This window comes from Sphingomonas sp. FARSPH (assembly GCF_003355005.1).
In the GTDB taxonomy this organism is placed as follows: domain Bacteria; phylum Pseudomonadota; class Alphaproteobacteria; order Sphingomonadales; family Sphingomonadaceae; genus Sphingomonas.
On record NZ_CP029985.1, the window covers coordinates 749124 to 767001 of the forward strand.

A 17878-nucleotide genomic window follows, 5' to 3' on the forward strand; every position below is an offset into this window, starting at 1 on the left:
ACATACGTCGAGACGCATGTTGCGGTGCCGGCCCGTTCCCCTACCCCCCCTTGCGGCAGGTGTAGACGAGCTTCTCGTTGGGCAGCGGTGGCAAGGTCGCGCGGATCGCGGCCTCCGCCTGCGCGAGCCGGTCGATCGCGCCGGGGGCGATCGTGCACGCCTTGGGCGCAGTGTCGCCGCGCAGCTTGCGCACCATCTCCATCGCGCCTGCGCCGAGCAGATAGCGCGTGTTGGTATAGGTCCGGGTCGCAGGATCGAAGCCGAGCACCGACACCGTCTGTTCGCCGTCGGGCACCAGCACGCGCTGCCAGCGGTCGCCGTCGGGCAGATATTGCGTGCGCCCGTTGACGCAGCCGCTGCGCCCCCAGTCGAGCGGGACGTCGGCGGTCGACGATACGGTGACGCGGCTGCGTTCGGGGACGAGGCTGCACGTCAGCTTGCCGAGCGGGGCGTTCGCAGTGGATGCCGGGCGCGCGGCCGCGGCCACGGCGGGCAGGCTGACCTCCGCCGAGGGACGCAGCAGGTAGACGACGACCGCCGCCGCCATCAGCGCCGCGCCGCCGCCCAGCGCCCAGCGCGCGCGTCGCCGGTCGCCCTGCAGCACGAGGAAGCCCGCCGCCCCGATCCCCATAGCGCCCAGCACCAGCATCAGCCCGGCGAGCGCCATCCGATCCTCGCGCCGGGTCAGCGCGGCGGTACGCGCCGCCGCCAGCGTCTCTTCCCGGGCGAGCGCGTCGCGCGCCATCGTCTCGCGCGCATTGGTCGCCGCGTCGCTGCGCGCGCGGGCATCCGCCTCGCTGTCGTCGCGCATCCGCTCCTCGATCGAGGTGCACGGCGTGCCGACCTGCTGGAACGGCTGTTTCGCCTTGCGCAGGAAGGCGGCGAGCTCGGTATCCGCGATCGCGAAGCCGAACGAGCTGTCGCCCTCCTCGCCGCGGGTGATCGCCGAATTGATGCCGATGACGCGGCCGCAGCGGTCGAGCAGCGGGCCGCCCGAATTGCCGCGCGCGATGCTGGCGGTGTGGAGCAGCACCTCGACCCCGGTCAGGCTGCGCCGCCCCGAGAACACGCCCTCGGACCGGACGGGCGAGGTCGGGCGGATATAGTCGGCCGCCGATCGCGCGGTGGCGAGGTCGACGTTGCCCGGATAGCCGAGTGCGACGACCGGATCGCCCTCGTTCACCGGCCCGGTATAGAGCGTCGCGGGCGGCAGGCGCGCGCCCGAAAATTCGATCATCGCGAGATCGGCCTTCGCGTCATAGGCGACGACATGGCCCTGGAAGCTCTTGTCGCCCTCGCTCGGCACGACGCCGACGACGACATTGTCGGGATAGCGCTGGGCGAGTTCGGTGACGTGCGCGTTGGTGACCACGCGGTTCGGCGCGATCGCGACGCCGCTGCCGTGACCGAAGCCGACGACCTGGCCGTCGACCACCGCGATCGTCACGATCCGGACGACGCCGCGCGCGGTCGCGCCGATATCGTCCGCCGCCGCGGGCGTCGCCGCGGCGAGAAGGGCGAGCAGGAGGAGCAGCCGGCGTATCATCACGGCGGCATCCCGAACGGGACGCGCGCGCCGCTGTCAAGCATGTCCGTTTCCGACCGCGCCGGTTCGCCGGCGGTTTGGTTAGGAAAATGTCAAACCTTGGCCCCTACCCCTCTGCCCTCGAATATGAGGATCGTGGGATGAGCGCGTTCGGCCGTCGCAATGGAATGGGAAGCGGGCAGCCCGTGCGCCCGGCGTTCGGCGTCGCCAAGCCGATGCAGGGCGGCGGCTTCGCCCGCAGCGAACCGGAACCGCTGGCCGGCGGCGGCCAGTTTCCGCCGATCGACGGGATCGCGGCGCTGGGCGGCGCCGACGCGCTGACGCCCGACGGCTTCGGCCCCGGCACGATGCCCGGCGCGGCGATGGACGCGATGGCCCGCCTCGCCGAGCGGCAGAACGCCAGCGGCGATGCCGGCAACAGCCGCGCCGAAGGCTTCGAGGCGTCCGTCCACAAGATCAAGGAACAGGTCCTCCCCCGCCTGCTCGAACGCGTCGACCCGGAAGCGGCGGCGACGCTGGGCAAGGACGAGCTGGCCGAGGAATTCCGCCCGATCATCGGCGAGGTGCTCGCCGAACTGAAGCTGACGCTCAACCGGCGCGAGCAATTCGCGCTGGAAAAGGTGCTGGTCGACGAACTGCTCGGGCTCGGGCCGCTCGAGGAACTGCTCGCCGATCCGGCGGTCAGCGACATCATGGTCAACGGCCCCGACCAGACCTACGTCGAGCGAAAGGGCAAGCTGGAGCTGGCGCAGATCCAGTTCCGCGACGAGGAGCATCTGTTCCAGATCGCGCAGCGCATCTGCAACTCGGTCGGCCGCCGCGTCGACCAGACGACCCCGCTCGCCGACGCGCGCCTGAAGGACGGCAGCCGCGTCAACGTCATCGTGCCGCCGCTCTCCTTGCGCGGCACCGCCATCTCGATCCGCAAATTCTCCGCGAAACCGATCACGCTCGACATGATGGCCGCGGGCGGATCGATGTCGACCAAGATGGCGACCGCGCTGAAGATCGCGGGCGCGAGCCGGTTCAACGTCGTCATCAGCGGCGGCACCGGTTCGGGCAAGACGACGATGCTCAACGCTTTGTCGAAGATGATCGACCCGGGCGAGCGCGTGCTGACGATCGAGGACGCGGCCGAACTCCGCCTGCAGCAGCCGCACTGGCTGCCGCTGGAAACGCGACCCGCCAACCTGGAGGGGCAAGGCGAGATCAGCATCCGCGACCTCGTCAAGAACGCGCTGCGCATGCGCCCGGATCGCATCATCCTGGGCGAAATCCGCGGCGCGGAATGTTTCGACATGCTCGCCGCGATGAACACCGGCCACGACGGATCGATGTGTACGCTGCACGCCAATTCCCCGCGCGAGGCGCTCGCCCGCATGGAGAATATGGTGATGATGTCCGACATCAAGGTGCCCAAGGAGGCGATCAGCCGCCAGATCGCCGATTCGGTGGAGCTCATCATCCAGGTGAAGCGGCTACGCGACGGCAGCCGCCGCGTCACCAACGTCACCGAGGTGATCGGCATGGAAGGCCCGGTGATCGTCACGCAGGAACTGTTCAAGTTCGAGTATCTGGACGAGAGCGCCGACGGCAAGATCATCGGCGAATATCGCTCGATGGGCCTTCGCCCCTACACGCTCGACAAGGCGAAGCAGTTCGGCTTCGACAGCGCCTTCCTCGAAGCGTGCCTGTAAGCCGACCCGCCTATTTTCCTCCCGCTCCGGCGGCAGCCGGGGGGGAAAGCCGGACGTGGGCCGCGCCTGGACGGGAAAGGGGGCAGCACGCGCGCGAGCGGCTCACCGCGGCAGCCCTTCTCACCCCCCTGCTGCTCGTGCTGCTGCCACTCGCCTTCTACCTTGCGCTGTTCCATCCCGCGACGCTCGACATCGGCAATGCCGGCTGGCTGATCCGCGGCACCGACAATGGCGAGAATGCGCTGGGGGCGCATGCCTATTGGCACGATGCGCGCGCGGGCGCGTCGCTATGGACCGGCTTGCTCAATGCGCCCGACGGCGTGCCGCTGCTGTTCACCGACAGCAATCCGCTCGCGACGCTTGTCGCCAAGCCGTTCGCCGCGTGGCTGCCCGCCGATGCGCAGCTGGTCGGACCGATCCTGCTCGCCAATCTGATCCTGCAGGCGCTGTTCGCCTGGCTGCTGCTGCGCCGCCACGCGCCGGGGGCCATCGCGCTGTGGGCGGGCGTGGTGCTGCTCGCCTTCCCGCCGACGCTCGCCAACCGGTTCATCCACGTCAACCTGATGGCGCACTGGACGATCCTCGCCGCGCTGTGGCTGGCGCTCGATCCCGGCCGCGCCGCGCGCTGGCGATGGTGGGCGGCGCTGATCGTCGTCACCGCGCTGATCCACAACTACCTGCTCGCGATGGTCGGCATCCTGTGGGGGGCGGTATTGCTCGACCGGTTCGTGCAAGGGTCGTGGCGCGCGCGCGCCGGAATCGTCGCGCAGGGCGCCGCGATGCTCGCGATCGTCGCGGTGGTGGCGCACTGGCTGGGCGTCGGCGACCAGATGCCGACCGAATTCTACGGCGCGTTCGCGGTGCCCGTCGACGGCCTGTGGCACCCGCATGCCAATGGCGTGTCGCGGCTGTTCGATACGCTCACCGGCCCCGCCCCCTACGATCCGGCGCAATGGTATGAGGGGTTCCAGTATCTGGGCGCGGGCGGGCTCTTGCTGGTCGGCGCGGCCTGGCTGATCGCGCGGCGTCGGCCCGCGAGCGACGCGGCGCAGCGGACGACCCGGCGGCTGCGCCTGCTCGTCCCCGCGCTCGGCCTGCTCGCCATCCTGTCGGTATGGAGCGCGCCCTTGCCGACCGCCCTGCTCCACGCGCTCGACCCGGTGCGCGCGTCGGGGCGATTGTTCTGGCCGGTCGGCTATGCGCTGATCCTGCTCGCACTGCTCGCGGTCTATCGCCTGCCCGCGCGCGCCGCCGGCGCCTTACTGGCGGGGCTCGTCGCGGTGCAGGCGATCGACCTGGCGCCTATGGCGCGCGGCATCCGCACCGCCAGCGCCGATGCGGCGACGCACCGCCTGTATGTCCGCACGACCGATCCGCGCTGGGACGCGCTGGTGCGCGCCGCGACCTCCGTCGCGTTCATGCCCGGCCAGCCGCCGCGCGACCTGTCGCTATATCAGGAAGTGGCGTGGCGCGCGGTCGACGCCGGTCGTCCCGTCACCAGCGTCTATGCCGCGCGCACCGGCCGCCGCACCGCCGAACGCCTGGCGCGCGAGCGGCGCGCGTTCGACCACGGCGCGCTCGTCCCCGGCCGCCTCTACGTCCTGCTGAGGACGGCATCGCCGCCCGCGGGCGTCACGCCGCTGATCCTCGACGGCGTGCCCGTCATCGCGCCCCGGCCGTAGCGCCGGTGGCAAACGCGCGGTAGCAGGGGGGCAGATGATCCCGATCGCCCTGCTCCTCGCCGCCGCCGCCCCGCCTCCCGGCCTCGCCATGCCGCAGGGCGACGGGGTCGCGACGCTCAGCCCCGGCAGCGCGGACATGTGGGTGCCGTTCGACCTGACGCCGGGCAACCAGATCCGCTTCACGCTGACGCTCGATGCGCGGCCCGTCACCGCGATCCTCGACACCGGGGTCAGCCATTCGGTGCTCGCGCGCAAATCCGCCGCCGCCGACCCCGCACGCATCACCGACGGCGGCAAGGCGACGGCGATCGGCGGCGCGGTGACGATCGGCTGGCTGCCGACCGCGCGGCTGTCGCTCGGCGGACTGACTCGCACCGGCGGCGGCGTCACCGTCGCGGAGCTGCCCGCGCTCGCCACCGGCAGCGCCAAGCCGGTCGACATGCTGGTCGGGCGTGACATCGTCGCAGGGCAAGCGCTCGACATCGATTTCGCCAACCACCGCTTTCGCCTGCTGCCGTCGGGGCAATTGCCGTTCACCGGCGCGCTCGCCCCGCTCGCCATCTCGCCCGCGCGCCGCGTCTACGAAAGCAGCGCGACGATCGCCGGCCGCCGTGTCGCGCCGCTTGTCGTCGACACCGGCGACGGCGCGGCGCTGACGCTGTCGGACGCGACGTGGCGCACCGTCCGCCCGCGCGACGTCGCGACCACCACCACCATCTCGTTCGGACTCGCCGGCGCGGTGACGAGCACGCTCGCGATCCTGCCCGCGGTGACGATCGGCGAGCGCGTCGCGCGCGACGTCGAGGTGCGCGTCGAGCCGGCGGGCGGCTTTTCCGAACAGATCGGCGTCGCCGGCCGGATCGGCTCGGGCCTGCTCCAGCAGTATCGCGTGCTGCTCGATCCGTCGGCGGGCCGCATGGTATTGAAACCCGGTCCCGGCGCGGACGTGCCGCCGCTCCGCTCGACCAGCGGGCTGCTCGTCGGGATGGAGCCGGGCAAGCTCAAGGTGCTGCACGTCATGCGCGCCAGCCCCGCCGCCGCGACCGGCTGGCGCGCGGGCGACATGATCTGCACGATCGACGGCGCGGCGATCCCGGGCGACTATGCGACGAGCGCGCTTGCCGACTGGTCGATCGCGCCGCCGGGGACACAGGTGCGCCTGGGCCTGTGCGGCGGCCCGATCCGCACGCTGACCACGCGCGCCTTCTACTGAGCGGGCGCCGTCGTCGCCGCCTGACCCGGCGCGGCGAGCAGGGTTTCGATCCGCCCCAAGGTGCGCCCCCAGCTGCCGACGCGCGCATAGTCATGCCGGAACCCGCGGTCGTCGATCGCGACGTGCAACCAGCCGCCGATGACGCCCGCGCGCGGCGGCGTACCGTCGGGCTCGCCGTCCTTGCGCAGCCGGTCGAGCAGGCCGTCCAGCTCCGTCGCTGCCGCCACCGGCAGCGCATAGTCCACCGCCGCATGATCCGACCCGGGCCGACAGGCGAGCGATCCTGCGCAGGCATAGGAAACGCGCCAGCCGTCCGCCGTCCGCCGCCCGACGATGCTGAGCATCGTCGACATCGGATCGTGCCCGACGTCGAGTATCTCCACCTGCCCGCGCGCGCTGTCCGCCGGCAACCCCGCGAGCCGGCGGATATGGACGTCCGTCGGCTCGCGCGGCGCGTCCGCCGCAATCCCTGCCTGCGCGATCATCGCCGCCGCCGCGACCACCAGCATCCTCGCCCGCATCCACCGAACTCCTGCCCGCACGCGATCGGCCCCGATCGCGCGCGCGGTCAGCGTATCAGCCCTTCGCTGCGATAGAAATCCGCCAGCGCGGCGGGCGTCGGCAGGTACAGGTGCGGCACCGCCAGGCCGGCAAGCATCGCGGCATAGCGCCGCCGGTTGGCGCGCGTCGCGACCGCGATATGGCGCAGCATGTCCCATTTGACGCTGTCCCGGCCGCCCTCCAGCGCGCCGACGCGCTCCGGCTCGAACCAGCAACGCCGGACGTAGCGCCACAGGCTGACGGCGGTCGGCAGGTCGAGCAGGATCAGGCCCGTCGCGCGCGCCAGCCGTTGCGGCAGCAGGCGCGTGTAATTGCCCTCCATCACCCAGCGCTCGCCGAGAGTCGCGGCATCGTGCAGCGCGGCGAAATCGGCGGGCGGGCGCGGCACCCAGTCGGTGCCGGGCAGGTGATGGAGCAGGTCGAGGTGGACGATCGGCATGTCGCGCGCCCGGCCGATCGCCTGCGCCAGCGTCGACTTGCCCGCGTTGGACGGCCCCATCACGATCAGCCGCGTGCCGAGATCGTCGAGCATCATCCGCCTGTCCCGACGTCGATGCGGAAGCGCAGTTTCTCCCGCTCGCCGCGGGCGTACATGTCGCTGTCCGGCGGCAGCGCGACGCGCTCCACCAGCGCCGCACCCGCCCGTTCCAGCGTGCGGCGGGAGGCATGATTGTCGGGCGCGCAGGTGATCCACAGCTCAGCGAACCCCGCGGCACGCGCGATCGGCACCAGCGCACGCAATGCGGCGCACGCATGGCCGTAGCCGCGATGCGCCGCCGCGACCGTATAGCCCACCTGTCCCGCATAGCGGACCAGCGTCGCGTCGCGGCCGTGGCGCAGCGTGATCGATCCGACCGCGACGCCCCGGACGATGATCGCATAATGCGATGCGGCCACCCATCCGCGTGCAGGATCGGCAGCTCGCGCCTCCGTCAGTCGCAGCGAAACGGGCACCGTCATGGCCGGGCCCTTACCGCAGCCGCCGCGCCGCATAAACCCGCCCATGCCGGCGTCGTCGATGCTGATAGGGCGGTGGGGACCGGATCGGGACCGGCCAGACGCCGCACCGGATCAGCGCGCGTTGAGGCCGATGCTCGCGAGAATCATCGCCGCGACCAGCGCGCCCAGTTGCAGCGCGCGCCAGTCGACCCAGCCGATCCGGTCCAAATCCGCGCGCCGCCGCCGTCCGCGCTCGGCAAAGGCGGCGGCGACCGCGACGATCAGGCTGGCGCCCGCGCCCCAGAATGCCGCCGGCATCGCGCTGCGCGCCGATCGTCAGCCGAGCTTCTCGACCTTGTCCTTCAGCCGCGACAATTCGGCGCGCAGCGCGGCGATCTCGTCGTCCTTGGCGCCGCCGGCCGCGGGGGCCGGGCTTGGCGTCGGGGTCGCGGCCGGCGTCGCAGGCTTGAACGCGGCGGCCGCTGCCTCGAACATCGCCAGGTTGCGCTTGGCGATCTCGGCGAAGGGCGATCCCGCGAACGCGCCCTCGACCGCGGACTTGAACTGTTCCTGGTTGCGGCGGAAACTGTCCATCGACGCTTCCAGATAACCCGGCACCATCGCCTGCATCGAATCGCCGTACATCGCGATCAGTTGGCGCAGGAAGCTGACCGGCAGCATCGTCTGCCCCCGGCTTTCCTCTTCCATGATGATCTGGGTCAGGACATTGTGCGTGATGTCCTCGTCCGTCTTGGCGTCGACGACCTTGAAGTCGCGGCCCTCGCGCGTCATCGTCGCCAGATGGTCGAGCGTGATGTAGGATGACGTCTCGGTATTGTAGAGGCGCCGGTTGGCGTATTTCTTGATGATGACCGTGCCGTCGGCCCTGTTCTGTTTCTTCATACGGCTCCCCTGTCCGTGAGTTGGGGCGATGATAGACCTGTGTTTTCTGCGCCGCAACACGGACCGCGCCCGTTGCCGCTGTTCCTGGCGATGGTGGAGGCGGAGACCCGGGGCGATCCCGATCGCCGCAGCGCAGCGCTCGCGGGGCTCGCCGCCTATCAGGCCGCGCCCCGCGCCGCGCCGCCGCCGCCCCGCCCCGCGGTCGCGCACATCGGCCGCACGGCCTTGCGCGATCACGGCGGGTCGGGGCGGCCGGTCGTCCTCGTCCCCTCGCTGATCAACCCGCCCGACATCCTCGACCTCGGCGACGCCTCGCTCGCCGCGTTCCTGGTCGCGCAGGGGCATCGCGTGCTGTCGGTCGACTGGGGGACACCCGGCGCCGCAGACCGCGAAGCCGGGCTTGCCGCGCATGTCGAGCGGCTGCTCGTGCCGCTGCTCGCGACGCTGGACGCGCCGCCGGTGCTGGTCGGCTATTGCCTCGGCGGGACGCTCGCGCTCGCCGCCGCTTGCGCCTGCCCCGTCGCCGGCCTCGCGACGATCGCCGCGCCGTGGCACCATCGCGGCTATGGCGAGGAGGCGCGCGGCGCGATGCTCGACCTGTGGGAGACCGCGCGGCCGACCGCGGCGGCGCTCGGCATGCTGCCGATGGAGGCGTTGCAGAGCGGTTTCTGGCGGCTGGACCCAGCGCGCACCGTCGACAAATATGTGCGCTTCGGCCGGCTCGCCCCGGACAGCGCCGCGACGCGCGCGTTTGTCCGGCTGGAGGATTGGGCCAATGCGGGGGCGCCGTTGCCCTTTGCCTTCGCCGCCGGGCTGTTCGAGGATTTCGTCGCGCAGGATACGCCGGGGCGCGGCCTGTGGCAGGTCGCCGGTGCGCCCGCGACGCCCGACCGGCTGCGCTGCCCCGCGGTCGAGTTCGTCTCCACCACCGACCGCATCGTGCCCGCCGCGACCGCCGCCCGCCTTGCCGACCGGCGCGAGCTGGCGCTCGGCCATGTCGGGATGATCGTCGGCGGCCGCGCGCGCACCGCCTTGTGGCAGCCACTCGCGGACTGGATCGCCACCCTGCCACCCGCTAAGGCGCGCGCGTAAAGGAGATCGCCATGACCGAGATCGTCATCACCGCCGCCAAGCGTACCCCCGTCGGCAGCTTCCTGGGCGCGTTCGCCGCCACCCCCGCGCACGAACTGGGCCGCATCGCGATCGAGGCCGCGCTCGATCAGGCCGGCATAAAGGGCGAGGACGTGTCGGAAGTGATCCTCGGCCAGGTACTGACCGCCGCGCAGGGGCAGAACCCGGCGCGCCAGGCGGCGATGGCCGCCGGCATCCCCAAGGAAGTGCCCGCCTGGGGCGTCAACCAGGTGTGCGGATCGGGTCTGCGCGCGGTCGCGCTCGCATGCCAGGCGATCCAGACCGGCGATGCGACGATCGTCGTCGCCGGCGGGCAGGAGAGCATGTCGCTGAGCCCGCACGCGCAGACGATGCGCGGCGGCACCAAGATGGGCAACGTCAGCCTCGTCGACACGATGGTCAACGACGGCCTGACCGACGTCTTCAACGGCTATCACATGGGCATCACCGCCGAGAATCTGGCGGAACAATATCAGGTGACGCGCGGGCAGCAGGACGCCTTCGCGGTCGCCAGCCAGAACAAGGCCGAGGCGGCGCGCGACAACGGCCGGTTCAAGGACGAGATCGCGCCCGTCACGATCAAGGGCCGCAAGGGCGACACGATCGTCGAGCATGACGAATATATCCGCGCGGGTGCGACGATCGACAGCGTCGGCGGCGTGCGCCCTGCGTTCAAGAAGGACGGCACCGTCACCGCGGCGAACGCCAGCGGCCTCAACGACGGCGCCGCCGCGCTGGTGCTGATGAGCCGCGAGGAAGCCGACCGGCGCGGCGTCCCCGTGCTGGCGACGATCAGGAGCTGGGCGAGCGCGGGTGTCGACCCGTCGGTGATGGGCATCGGCCCCGTGCCCGCGTCGAAGAAGGCGCTGGAAAAGGCGGGCTGGACCGTCGACGACCTCGACCTGATCGAGGCGAACGAAGCTTTCGCCGCGCAGGCGCTGTCGGTGTGCAAGGAACTCGGCCTCGACCCCGACAAGACCAACGTCAACGGCGGTGCGATCGCCATCGGCCACCCGATCGGCGCCAGCGGTGCACGCGTGCTGACCACACTCGTCTACGAGATGCAGAAGCGCGACGCGAAGAAGGGCCTGGCGACGCTGTGCATCGGCGGCGGCATGGGGATTGCGATGTGCGTGGAGCGGTAGGCTTCGTTTCACAAGGAAACATGTACGTAACATGACTGTTACCTGAACATCACACATGACGGGAAAATGACATCATACTGCGATCGGGAAGCGTTGCTGCCTTGAGTCCAGCGATGGTTACCGACAGCATGACCCCTGTTAGACAAAAATGTCGTTTACAGGGGTATTTTGATGACGAGGATTTCCCGCCTTGCGGGCGCTACCGCGCTCGCGACGATGGCGTTGGTTGCGGTGCCGGCTCTCGCGCAGACTTCGCAGAGCAACCAGACGACGCCGACGACGCCTGCCACTGATCAATCGCAAACCACGGCAGAGCCGGCGGCGAATCCGACCGGCACTGTGGATCAGGTTCAGTCGTCGGAGGAAATCGTCGTCACCGGTTCGCGCATCGCGCGTCCGACGCTCGAATCACCCGTCCCGGTGACGACGATCACCGCGCAGGACCTGTTGGCGACCGGCACACTCAACATCGGCGACGCTTTGAACAGCCTACCCGCCTTGCGGTCGACCTATAGCCAGGCAAACTCCACCCGATTCATCGGGACCACGGGTCTCAACCTGCTCGACCTTCGGGGCCTCGGCGTGTCTCGTACCCTCGTCCTCGTCAACGGTCGCCGCCACGTGAGTTCGTCGCCGGGCGACTATCTTGTCGACACGAACACAATCCCCGACGACCTGCTCGAGCGCGTCGACATCGTGACGGGCGGCAGCTCGGCGATCTACGGCTCGGACGCTGTCGCAGGTGTCGTAAACTTCGTGCTCAAGCGAAATTTTGAGGGCCTTAAGTTCTCGGGTCAGGGCAGCATCACCTCGCGGGGCGATCGTGGCTCGTATTTCGGTAGCTTGACCGCCGGCAAGAATTTTGCGGACGGCCGCGGCAATATCGCCGTTGCCGTCGAATATTCGCGCGCTAATGCTCTATATTACGTAGACCGTAACGATCAAACTGGGGCATTCAGCGGCCGTAATCAGTGGAACCTGTCGGAATCGACCGTCGGTGAACCGGCGGCGGGCAACGGCGTGCCCGACAATCAGTTCTATCGTGGCGTGCGCAACGGCAATATCGCCGATGGCGGCCTCGTCACCGCGGTCTGCAACGTGACCGTCGCCACCCAGTTGACGAATCTCAATCGTTGCCGGGCTTCATCGACGAGCACGTTCGGCATTCCGCAGCGGTACGTATTCGATCGCAACGGTAACCTGACGCTGAGCAACCCATCGCTCGACTTCCGCGACATCACCACCAACTTTGGATCGGCAACGCCTAGCAGTGGCAGCAGCAACACTATTGGTGGGCTGGGCTCGACGCTGACGAACACGGGCCAGCTCGCCCCCCAGTTGGAGCGCTATTCCGCCAACCTCCTTGCGCATTTCGACGTGTCGAACGCCTTCCGTCCGTTCGTCGAGGCGAAGTACGTGCGAATCTACGCGAACCAGGAGGGTCAGCCGAGCTTCTGGTCGCCGATCGCCGGCACCCTTGGCTTGCCGGAACTGCGCTGCAGCAACGCGTTTCTGACCGCCCAGTCATTGGCGACGCTCCAGTCGATCGGTCGATGCGTCAATCCTGCGACCGATCGATTCGCAACGGCGCGCTTCAACGTGGACTTCGGCGGACGCGCCGAATTGCAGAAGCGCGAAACGTACCGGATCGTGGGCGGCATCGATGGCACGTTCAACGATGACTGGAAATATGAGGTCGCCGTCAACTATGGCCGCTACGATAGCCATGGCAAGTCCTTCAACAACTTGGTCTTGGCGGATATCAACGGTAACCTCGACGGCTTCTCGCTGGCGTACGACGCCGTCAATGCACCGGCGAATTTCACTGGCAGCAACTATGTACTCGGGCCGACCGGCAACAAAGTTATCTGCGCCGTCAATGCCACATCCAACGCGCGTCCCGACTGCGTGCCGATCAACACGTTCGGCTACGGCGCTCCCTCGGCGGCCGCGCTTGCCTTCGTCAACACGACGTCGACCCGCGTCGAGCAGGCTCAAGAGTTCGACATCACGGCCAATGTCTCCGGCGACCTGTCGCAGCTGTTCTCGCTTCCGGGCGGCCCGGTGCGCTTCGCGCTCGGCGGTGAATACCGGTCCGAGTCTGCAAGGTCGTCTTGGGACGCACTTACTGCATCGGGCGGCACGTTCCTGAACGCTATCCAACCGTTCCGCCCCCCGGTTCTCCGAGTCAAAGAAGCGTTCGGCGAAATCGAAATCCCGCTACTGAAGGATATTCCTTTCGTTCAGGAACTGACGCTTTCTGGTGCCGGCCGTATCTCCGACTATAATACGTCGGCGGGCACGATCTACACCTACAGCGGCGCTGTCTATTATGCCCCGATCCGCGACATACGCTTCCGCGCGAGCTATGCGCGCTCGGTCCGTGCCCCGACGCAAAGCGATTTGTACTCCACGCTTTCGCAGAACTTCGCGTCGATCGCGGATCCGTGCGACAGCCAGAATATTAACAACGGTACGAACGGCGGTGCCAACCGGATCGCGAATTGCCGCGCCGCAGGCATTCCCGTCGGTTTTACCAACGACCCGGCGCGGACCCAGACGTTGAGCTATCTGAGCGGCGGCAACAGCCTGCTGAAGCCGGAGACATCGGACAGTTACACCGTCGGCGCGATTTTCGAACCGCATCAGGTACCAGGCCTGTCCTTCACGGTCGATTATTATGATATCAAGGTCCGTAATCTGATCGCCGGCGTTTCGATCCAGACGATCGTCAACCAGTGCTACGACTCGCCGACGTTGAACAATTCCTATTGCGCGCTTCTCAATCCGCGCCAGGCAAACGGCCTGTTTGCGACACCGTACGTCGGTGTCGCCAGCACCGTCAACTTCGCCAAGCAGAACACCTCGGGCGTGGACTTCGACCTCGCTTATAACCGGACGCTCGGCAACGGCGATCGCGTCTCGCTTCGCGGCATCTTCAGCTACGTGGCCGATCGCACGAACTTCCTCGATCCGGTCAACCCGACCATCCCGTCGCGCCAGTTGAGCAACCTGGGCGACCCCCAGTACGAGGGACAGTTCAGCGCTACCTACGAGAGCCACACCGGCTTCTCCCTTCGCTACCAGTTGCAATATATCGGCCGGATGACGATTGGCGATTACGCGGCACAGAATCCATATAATGGAAATCCGCCGTACAACGCCGACCAGTATCCCGTTATCTGGTATCCGACGGTTACCTATTCGAACCTGCGCGCTGGCTTCCTGGTCAACAAGAAGTTCGAATACTATATGGGTGTCGACAACCTGTTCGATCGCCTGCCGCCCTACAGCCTGCTTGGCAATGGCGGCGGTAGCGCCGTGTACAGTGCCATCGGACGACAGTTTTACGCGGGCTTCAAGGCAAACTTCTAAGGCAAGTCTCGAGCATCGGGGTCGCATCTATTGCGGCCCCGTTTTTTTTGTCATTCTCGAATTTCAGGCGTCTTGCGGTTTGACGAACCGCCGCCCCAACCCCGTCAGCAGCTCATATTGCGACACCCCGCTCCGCGCCGCCGCCTCGGGCAGCGCATAGTCGAGCGTTACCCAGTCGCCCTCCACCAGCGCCGGGTCCGCGGTGACGTCGAGCGCGACGAGGTCCATCGAGACGCGGCCGATCACGGGAAGCGTCCCGCCGCCTGCGCTGCCGCGATCGGAGAAGGCGCGGCGGTAGCCGTCGGCATAGCCGAGGTTGAGGATCGCGACCTCGGTGTCGCGCGCCGCGGTCCAGGTCGCGTTATAGCCGACCGTCTCGCCGGCGGGCACGGTGCGGCGCTGGAGGATCTGCGCTTCGGGATAGGCGACCTGGCGGATGACGCCGGCGAATTCGGCGCGCGGGATGCCGCCGTAGAGCGCGACGCCCGGGCGGGTCAGGTCGAAATGATAGCCGCTGCCCAGCGCGATGCCCGCCGAATTGGCGAGCGCCATCCGCCGCGCCGTGGTCGCACCGCGCAAGGCGGCGAAGGCGTCGCGCTGCGCCGCGTTCATCGCATGATCCTCGTCCGCGCAGGCGAGGTGGCTGTGCAGCGTGTCGATCGCAAGGCCGTCGAGCAGCCCGGCCCGGACCGCGTCCGGCGACACGCCGAGCCGGTTCATGCCGGTATCGACCATCACATCACACGCCCCCCCGCCCGCGGCGCGCCAGCGTGCGACCTGTTGCGGGGTGCCGAGCACGGGCCGCGCGATGCCGCTCGCCGCCAGCGCCATGTCCTCGTCGCGCACGCCGTGCAGCACCGCCAGCGCGGGCAGGCGCAGCGGCGCGAGGCGCTCCGCCTCCGCCCAGGTGGCGACGAAGAAGTCGCGGCAGCCGGCTTCCGCCAGCCGGGTCGCGACCGTCGTCGCGCCGAGGCCATAGCCGTTCGCCTTGACCGCCGCGCCGCAGGCCGCGCCGCCGCTCATCCGCGCGAGGGCGCGCCAATTGTCGGTGAGGGCGGCGGTGTCGAGGCGAAGGCGAAGCGGAGCGGTCACGCCCCCGCGCATAGGCCGCGGCGACGTCCGCGTCGATGCCGCAGCGCGTCAGACGGTGGGCGGCACCGGGGACGGGATGCGGCCGATGGGCACCATGATGCACGCACCGGGCAAGCAGGCGACGGTGACATCGAAGACCGCGGCGATCGTATCGGGCGTGAGCACCGCCGCCGCCTGCCCGGCCGCGACAAGGCGGCCGTCGCGCAGCAGCAACACGTCGTCCGCCACGCGCGCCGCTTGCGCGATGTCGTGCAGCACGACCGCGACGCCCCTGCCCTCCACCGCCATGCCGCGCAGCCGCTCGAGCAGGTCGATCTGGTGCGCGGGGTCCAGGCTGGCGAGCGGTTCGTCGGCGAGCAGCCAACGCGGGTCCCCCGCCAGCACGCGCGCGAGCAGAACCCGCGCGCGCTCCCCGCCGGAAAGGTCGCCGACGCGCCGATCGGCGAGCACCAGCGTCTCGGTCGCGGCGAGTGCCGCCGTGATCGCCGCCTCGTCGGCCGGCGAGGGGCCGGCAAAGCGCCGCCGGTACGGCAGGCGTCCTAGCGCGACGAGATCGCGCGCGCGCAGGTTCCAGTGCACGGCGCCCGATTGCGGCAGATAGCCGATCGCCCGCGCGCGCGCCTGCGCCGGCCAGTCCGCCAGCGGACGGTCGCCGAGCGTGATCGTCCCCGCATCCGGCGGCACCAGACCGGCGAGCGTCTTCAAAAGGCTGCTTTTGCCCGCGCCATTAGGGCCCAGGATCGCGGTGACGCGGCCGGGGCGGAACGCCGTGTCGATCTCGGACAATACCGTTAACCCGCCAAGGCGCAGCGTCAGGTTGCGGACGATCATATCCATGCCTGCCCCCGGCGACGCAACAACAGGGTGAGGAAAAAGGGCGCGCCGATCAGCGCCATCGCCACGCCCAGCCGCACCTCCGCGGCGCCGGGGGCGAGGCGGCACAGGCTGTCGGCGACGAGCACCAGCGCCGCGCCGCCGAGCGCGCTGGGCAGCAGCAGGTCGGACGGGCGATGGCCGAACAGCGGGCGCAGCAGGTGCGGCACGACGAGGCCGACGAAGCCGACGACACCGGTCGCCGCGACGCCCGCGCCGACACCGATGCCCGTGCCGAGCATCACCAGCAGCTGCAACCGGCCGAGATGAATGCCGAGCGATCGGGCCGCCCCCTCCCCAAGCGCGAGCGCGTCGAGCGCGCGGCCGGTGCAGGCGAGCATCGCCATCGATACGCACAGCAACGGTGCAGCGCGCGCGACGTCGACGAGGCCGCGATCGGTGAGCGCGCCCATCAGCCAGTCGAGCACGCCGGCGACCGCATAGGGATTGGGCGCGATCGCGATCAGGAAGGCGGTGAGCGCCGCGGTGAGGCTGGCGAGCACGGTGCCGGCGAGGACGAAGGCGACCGCATCCGCGCCGCGCCAGGTGAGCAGGACGAGCAGCAGCAACGCCGCCATCGCGCCCGCCAACGCGCCCGCGAACAGCAGGATGCCGCTCGCGCCGACGTAGAGGATGACGAACACCGCGCCGAGCGCACCGCTGGACGACACGCCGAGCACGCCGGGATCGGCGAGCGGGTTGCGCAAAAACCCCTGCAGCACCGCCCCCGACAGGCCGAGCGTCGCGCCGAGCAGCAGGCCGAGGATCGCGCGCGGCAGGCGCAATTCGATGAAGATCGCAGCCCCCGTTGTCGTCGTGGGCGACAGCCACTGCTTGCCCGCCGCGAGCGACAGCGCGAACGCCGCGACGACGAGCAGCGCGAGCGCGCCGAGCCGCAGGCCCCGGCTCACGACGCCACCGCTGCCCGGATCGCGGCGAGCCGGTGCAGCGCGGGGATCAGGGCCGAGCCGCCGCAGTTCATCAGGCGGCGGGGAAAATGCGCCTCGACCGTCGATGCGCTGACGCGCGCGAGAACACGGCGGCGCAGGGCGGCGGAGCGACCGTCGTCGTCACTGAGGATGACGCGCGGCGGATGCGCGGCGATCGTCTCGATCGGCAAGGTGCCGGTGAAGGCAAGGCCGTAATCGGCGGCGGCGTTGCGCAGCCCTGCACGCTGCATCAGCGCATCGAGCAAGGTGCCGCCGCCATTGGCGAGATCGCCGGCGATATAGAGCAAGGCCGCGGGGCGCGGGCCGGTGGCGGGCGGGATCGCGCGCTCGATCGCGCGGACGAGCGCCCTGCCCCGCGCCGGATGGCCGGCGGCGGTGGCGAGCGCCATCACCTGCGCCTCGCTGGCGGGGATGGTCGATGCGATGTCGAGCGTCAGGACCTTCAGCCCGGCGCGCGCATAGGCCTCGCGGCTGGCGGCGGGGGCGAAACTGTCGGTGACGACGAGGTCGGGGCGACGCGCGATCACTTCCTCCGCCGTGCCCGACGTCGCGGGCCAGCGGCGCGCGAGAGCGAGCGGCATCGAGGTCGCGGCGGGATCGTGCGAATAATGGCTGACCGCGGCGAGTCGGTCGGGCGCGACGACCGCAAGGATCGCATCGGCACATGGATTGGTGGAGACGATGCCGCCGGTGCGCTGCGGCACGGGCGCGCAGGCGGCGAGCAGGAGCGTCGCGCCGAGCCACACACCCGCCGTCACCCCGGACTTGGTC

Annotated in this window: 16 protein-coding genes; 6 read left to right on the forward strand and 10 right to left on the reverse strand. The window is 69.7% G+C overall.

Annotated elements, in window-relative coordinates:
* Window positions 1–40 precede the first annotated feature (40 nt).
* Window positions 41–1546 (reverse strand): S1C family serine protease, encoded by a 1506-nt coding sequence (locus tag DM480_RS03770; RefSeq protein WP_115377626.1) that lies wholly within the window; start codon window positions 1544–1546, stop codon window positions 41–43.
* Window positions 1547–1686: 140 nt separating this feature from the next.
* Between DM480_RS03770 and DM480_RS03775 the strand changes: the two genes are divergently transcribed.
* From DM480_RS03775 to DM480_RS03785, 3 genes are all read left to right on the forward strand, one after another.
* The gene (locus DM480_RS03775) at window positions 1687–3243 is read left to right on the forward strand and encodes a CpaF family protein (protein ID WP_198665892.1); all 1557 of its coding nucleotides are present in this window, start codon (window positions 1687–1689) and stop codon (window positions 3241–3243) included.
* 137 nt (window positions 3244–3380) lie between these two features.
* Complete coding sequence (locus DM480_RS03780) at window positions 3381–4925, forward strand: DUF6311 domain-containing protein (protein ID WP_115377630.1); 1545 nt, start codon at window positions 3381–3383, stop codon at window positions 4923–4925.
* A 34-nt stretch (window positions 4926–4959) separates the two neighbouring features.
* The gene (locus DM480_RS03785) at window positions 4960–6138 is read left to right on the forward strand and encodes a hypothetical protein (RefSeq protein WP_115377632.1); all 1179 of its coding nucleotides are present in this window, start codon (window positions 4960–4962) and stop codon (window positions 6136–6138) included.
* Here DM480_RS03785 and DM480_RS03790 read toward each other — a convergent pair.
* The 5 genes from DM480_RS03790 to phaR form a co-directional block, all read right to left on the reverse strand.
* Window positions 6132–6659, reverse strand: a complete 528-nt coding sequence (locus tag DM480_RS03790; protein WP_125471462.1) for a hypothetical protein — start codon at window positions 6657–6659, stop codon at window positions 6132–6134. The two genes, DM480_RS03785 and DM480_RS03790, sit on opposite strands and share 7 nt — an antisense overlap.
* 47 nt (window positions 6660–6706) lie before the next feature.
* Window positions 6707–7234, reverse strand: a complete 528-nt coding sequence (locus DM480_RS03795; protein ID WP_115377634.1) for an AAA family ATPase — start codon at window positions 7232–7234, stop codon at window positions 6707–6709.
* Window positions 7231–7659: a GNAT family N-acetyltransferase gene (locus DM480_RS03800; RefSeq protein WP_157968760.1), complete on the reverse strand. Its 429-nt coding sequence runs from the start codon at window positions 7657–7659 to the stop codon at window positions 7231–7233. The genes DM480_RS03795 and DM480_RS03800 overlap by 4 nt, the downstream gene beginning before the upstream one ends.
* Before the next feature lie 111 nt (window positions 7660–7770).
* The gene (locus DM480_RS03805; protein WP_115377638.1) at window positions 7771–7956 is read right to left on the reverse strand and encodes a hypothetical protein; all 186 of its coding nucleotides are present in this window, start codon (window positions 7954–7956) and stop codon (window positions 7771–7773) included.
* An 18-nt stretch (window positions 7957–7974) separates the two neighbouring features.
* Window positions 7975–8541, reverse strand: coding sequence for a polyhydroxyalkanoate synthesis repressor PhaR (phaR, locus tag DM480_RS03810; protein ID WP_115377640.1), 567 nt, complete (start codon window positions 8539–8541; stop codon window positions 7975–7977).
* Window positions 8542–8613: 72 nt separating this feature from the next.
* Between phaR and DM480_RS03815 the strand changes: the two genes are divergently transcribed.
* The 3 genes from DM480_RS03815 (at window position 8614) to DM480_RS18060 (ending at window position 14192) form a co-directional block, all read left to right on the forward strand.
* Window positions 8614–9633: an alpha/beta fold hydrolase gene (locus DM480_RS03815; protein ID WP_232834107.1), complete on the forward strand. Its 1020-nt coding sequence runs from the start codon at window positions 8614–8616 to the stop codon at window positions 9631–9633.
* Window positions 9634–9644: 11 nt separating this feature from the next.
* Complete coding sequence (locus DM480_RS03820; RefSeq protein ID WP_115377642.1) at window positions 9645–10817, forward strand: acetyl-CoA C-acetyltransferase; 1173 nt, start codon at window positions 9645–9647, stop codon at window positions 10815–10817.
* A 171-nt stretch (window positions 10818–10988) separates the two neighbouring features.
* On the forward strand, window positions 10989–14192 hold the full coding sequence (locus DM480_RS18060; protein ID WP_157968761.1) for a TonB-dependent receptor domain-containing protein: 3204 nt from the start codon (window positions 10989–10991) through the stop codon (window positions 14190–14192).
* Between the two features lie 63 nt (window positions 14193–14255).
* Here the strand turns inward: DM480_RS18060 and DM480_RS03830 are convergent, their stop codons facing one another.
* Genes DM480_RS03830 through DM480_RS03845 form a run of 4 tightly spaced genes read right to left on the reverse strand, consistent with a single transcriptional unit; the run spans window position 14256 to window position 17865 of the window.
* The gene (locus DM480_RS03830) at window positions 14256–15284 is read right to left on the reverse strand and encodes an alanine racemase (RefSeq protein ID WP_232834108.1); all 1029 of its coding nucleotides are present in this window, start codon (window positions 15282–15284) and stop codon (window positions 14256–14258) included.
* A 48-nt stretch (window positions 15285–15332) separates the two neighbouring features.
* Window positions 15333–16121 (reverse strand): ABC transporter ATP-binding protein, encoded by a 789-nt coding sequence (locus DM480_RS03835; RefSeq protein ID WP_115377644.1) that lies wholly within the window; start codon window positions 16119–16121, stop codon window positions 15333–15335.
* Window positions 16112–17068 carry a FecCD family ABC transporter permease gene (locus tag DM480_RS03840; protein WP_115377645.1) on the reverse strand — a complete coding sequence of 319 codons (957 nt, stop codon included), beginning with the start codon at window positions 17066–17068 and terminating at the stop codon, window positions 16112–16114. Before DM480_RS03840 ends, DM480_RS03835 begins: the two co-directional genes overlap by 10 nt.
* Complete coding sequence (locus DM480_RS03845) at window positions 17065–17865, reverse strand: ABC transporter substrate-binding protein (protein ID WP_232834109.1); 801 nt, start codon at window positions 17863–17865, stop codon at window positions 17065–17067. The genes DM480_RS03840 and DM480_RS03845 overlap by 4 nt, the downstream gene beginning before the upstream one ends.
* Window positions 17866–17878: the final 13 nt, after the last annotated feature.

Excerpts from the sequence above, each read along its gene's own strand:
- DM480_RS03770 (WP_115377626.1), bottom strand. The coding sequence starts at position 1,546 with ATGATACGCCGGCTGCTCCTCCTGCTCGCCCTTCTCGCCGCGGCGACG.
- DM480_RS03775 (WP_198665892.1), top strand. The coding sequence starts at position 1,687 with ATGAGCGCGTTCGGCCGTCGCAATGGAATGGGAAGCGGGCAGCCCGTG.
- DM480_RS03785 (WP_115377632.1), top strand. The coding sequence starts at position 4,960 with ATGATCCCGATCGCCCTGCTCCTCGCCGCCGCCGCCCCGCCTCCCGGC.
- DM480_RS03790 (WP_125471462.1), bottom strand. The coding sequence starts at position 6,659 with ATGCGGGCGAGGATGCTGGTGGTCGCGGCGGCGGCGATGATCGCGCAG.
- DM480_RS03795 (WP_115377634.1), bottom strand. The coding sequence starts at position 7,234 with ATGATGCTCGACGATCTCGGCACGCGGCTGATCGTGATGGGGCCGTCC.
- DM480_RS03800 (WP_157968760.1), bottom strand. The coding sequence starts at position 7,659 with ATGACGGTGCCCGTTTCGCTGCGACTGACGGAGGCGCGAGCTGCCGAT.
- DM480_RS03805 (WP_115377638.1), bottom strand. The coding sequence starts at position 7,956 with ATGCCGGCGGCATTCTGGGGCGCGGGCGCCAGCCTGATCGTCGCGGTC.
- phaR (WP_115377640.1), bottom strand. The coding sequence starts at position 8,541 with ATGAAGAAACAGAACAGGGCCGACGGCACGGTCATCATCAAGAAATAC.
- DM480_RS03820 (WP_115377642.1), top strand. The coding sequence starts at position 9,645 with ATGACCGAGATCGTCATCACCGCCGCCAAGCGTACCCCCGTCGGCAGC.
- DM480_RS18060 (WP_157968761.1), top strand. The coding sequence starts at position 10,989 with ATGACGAGGATTTCCCGCCTTGCGGGCGCTACCGCGCTCGCGACGATG.
- DM480_RS03835 (WP_115377644.1), bottom strand. The coding sequence starts at position 16,121 with ATGGATATGATCGTCCGCAACCTGACGCTGCGCCTTGGCGGGTTAACG.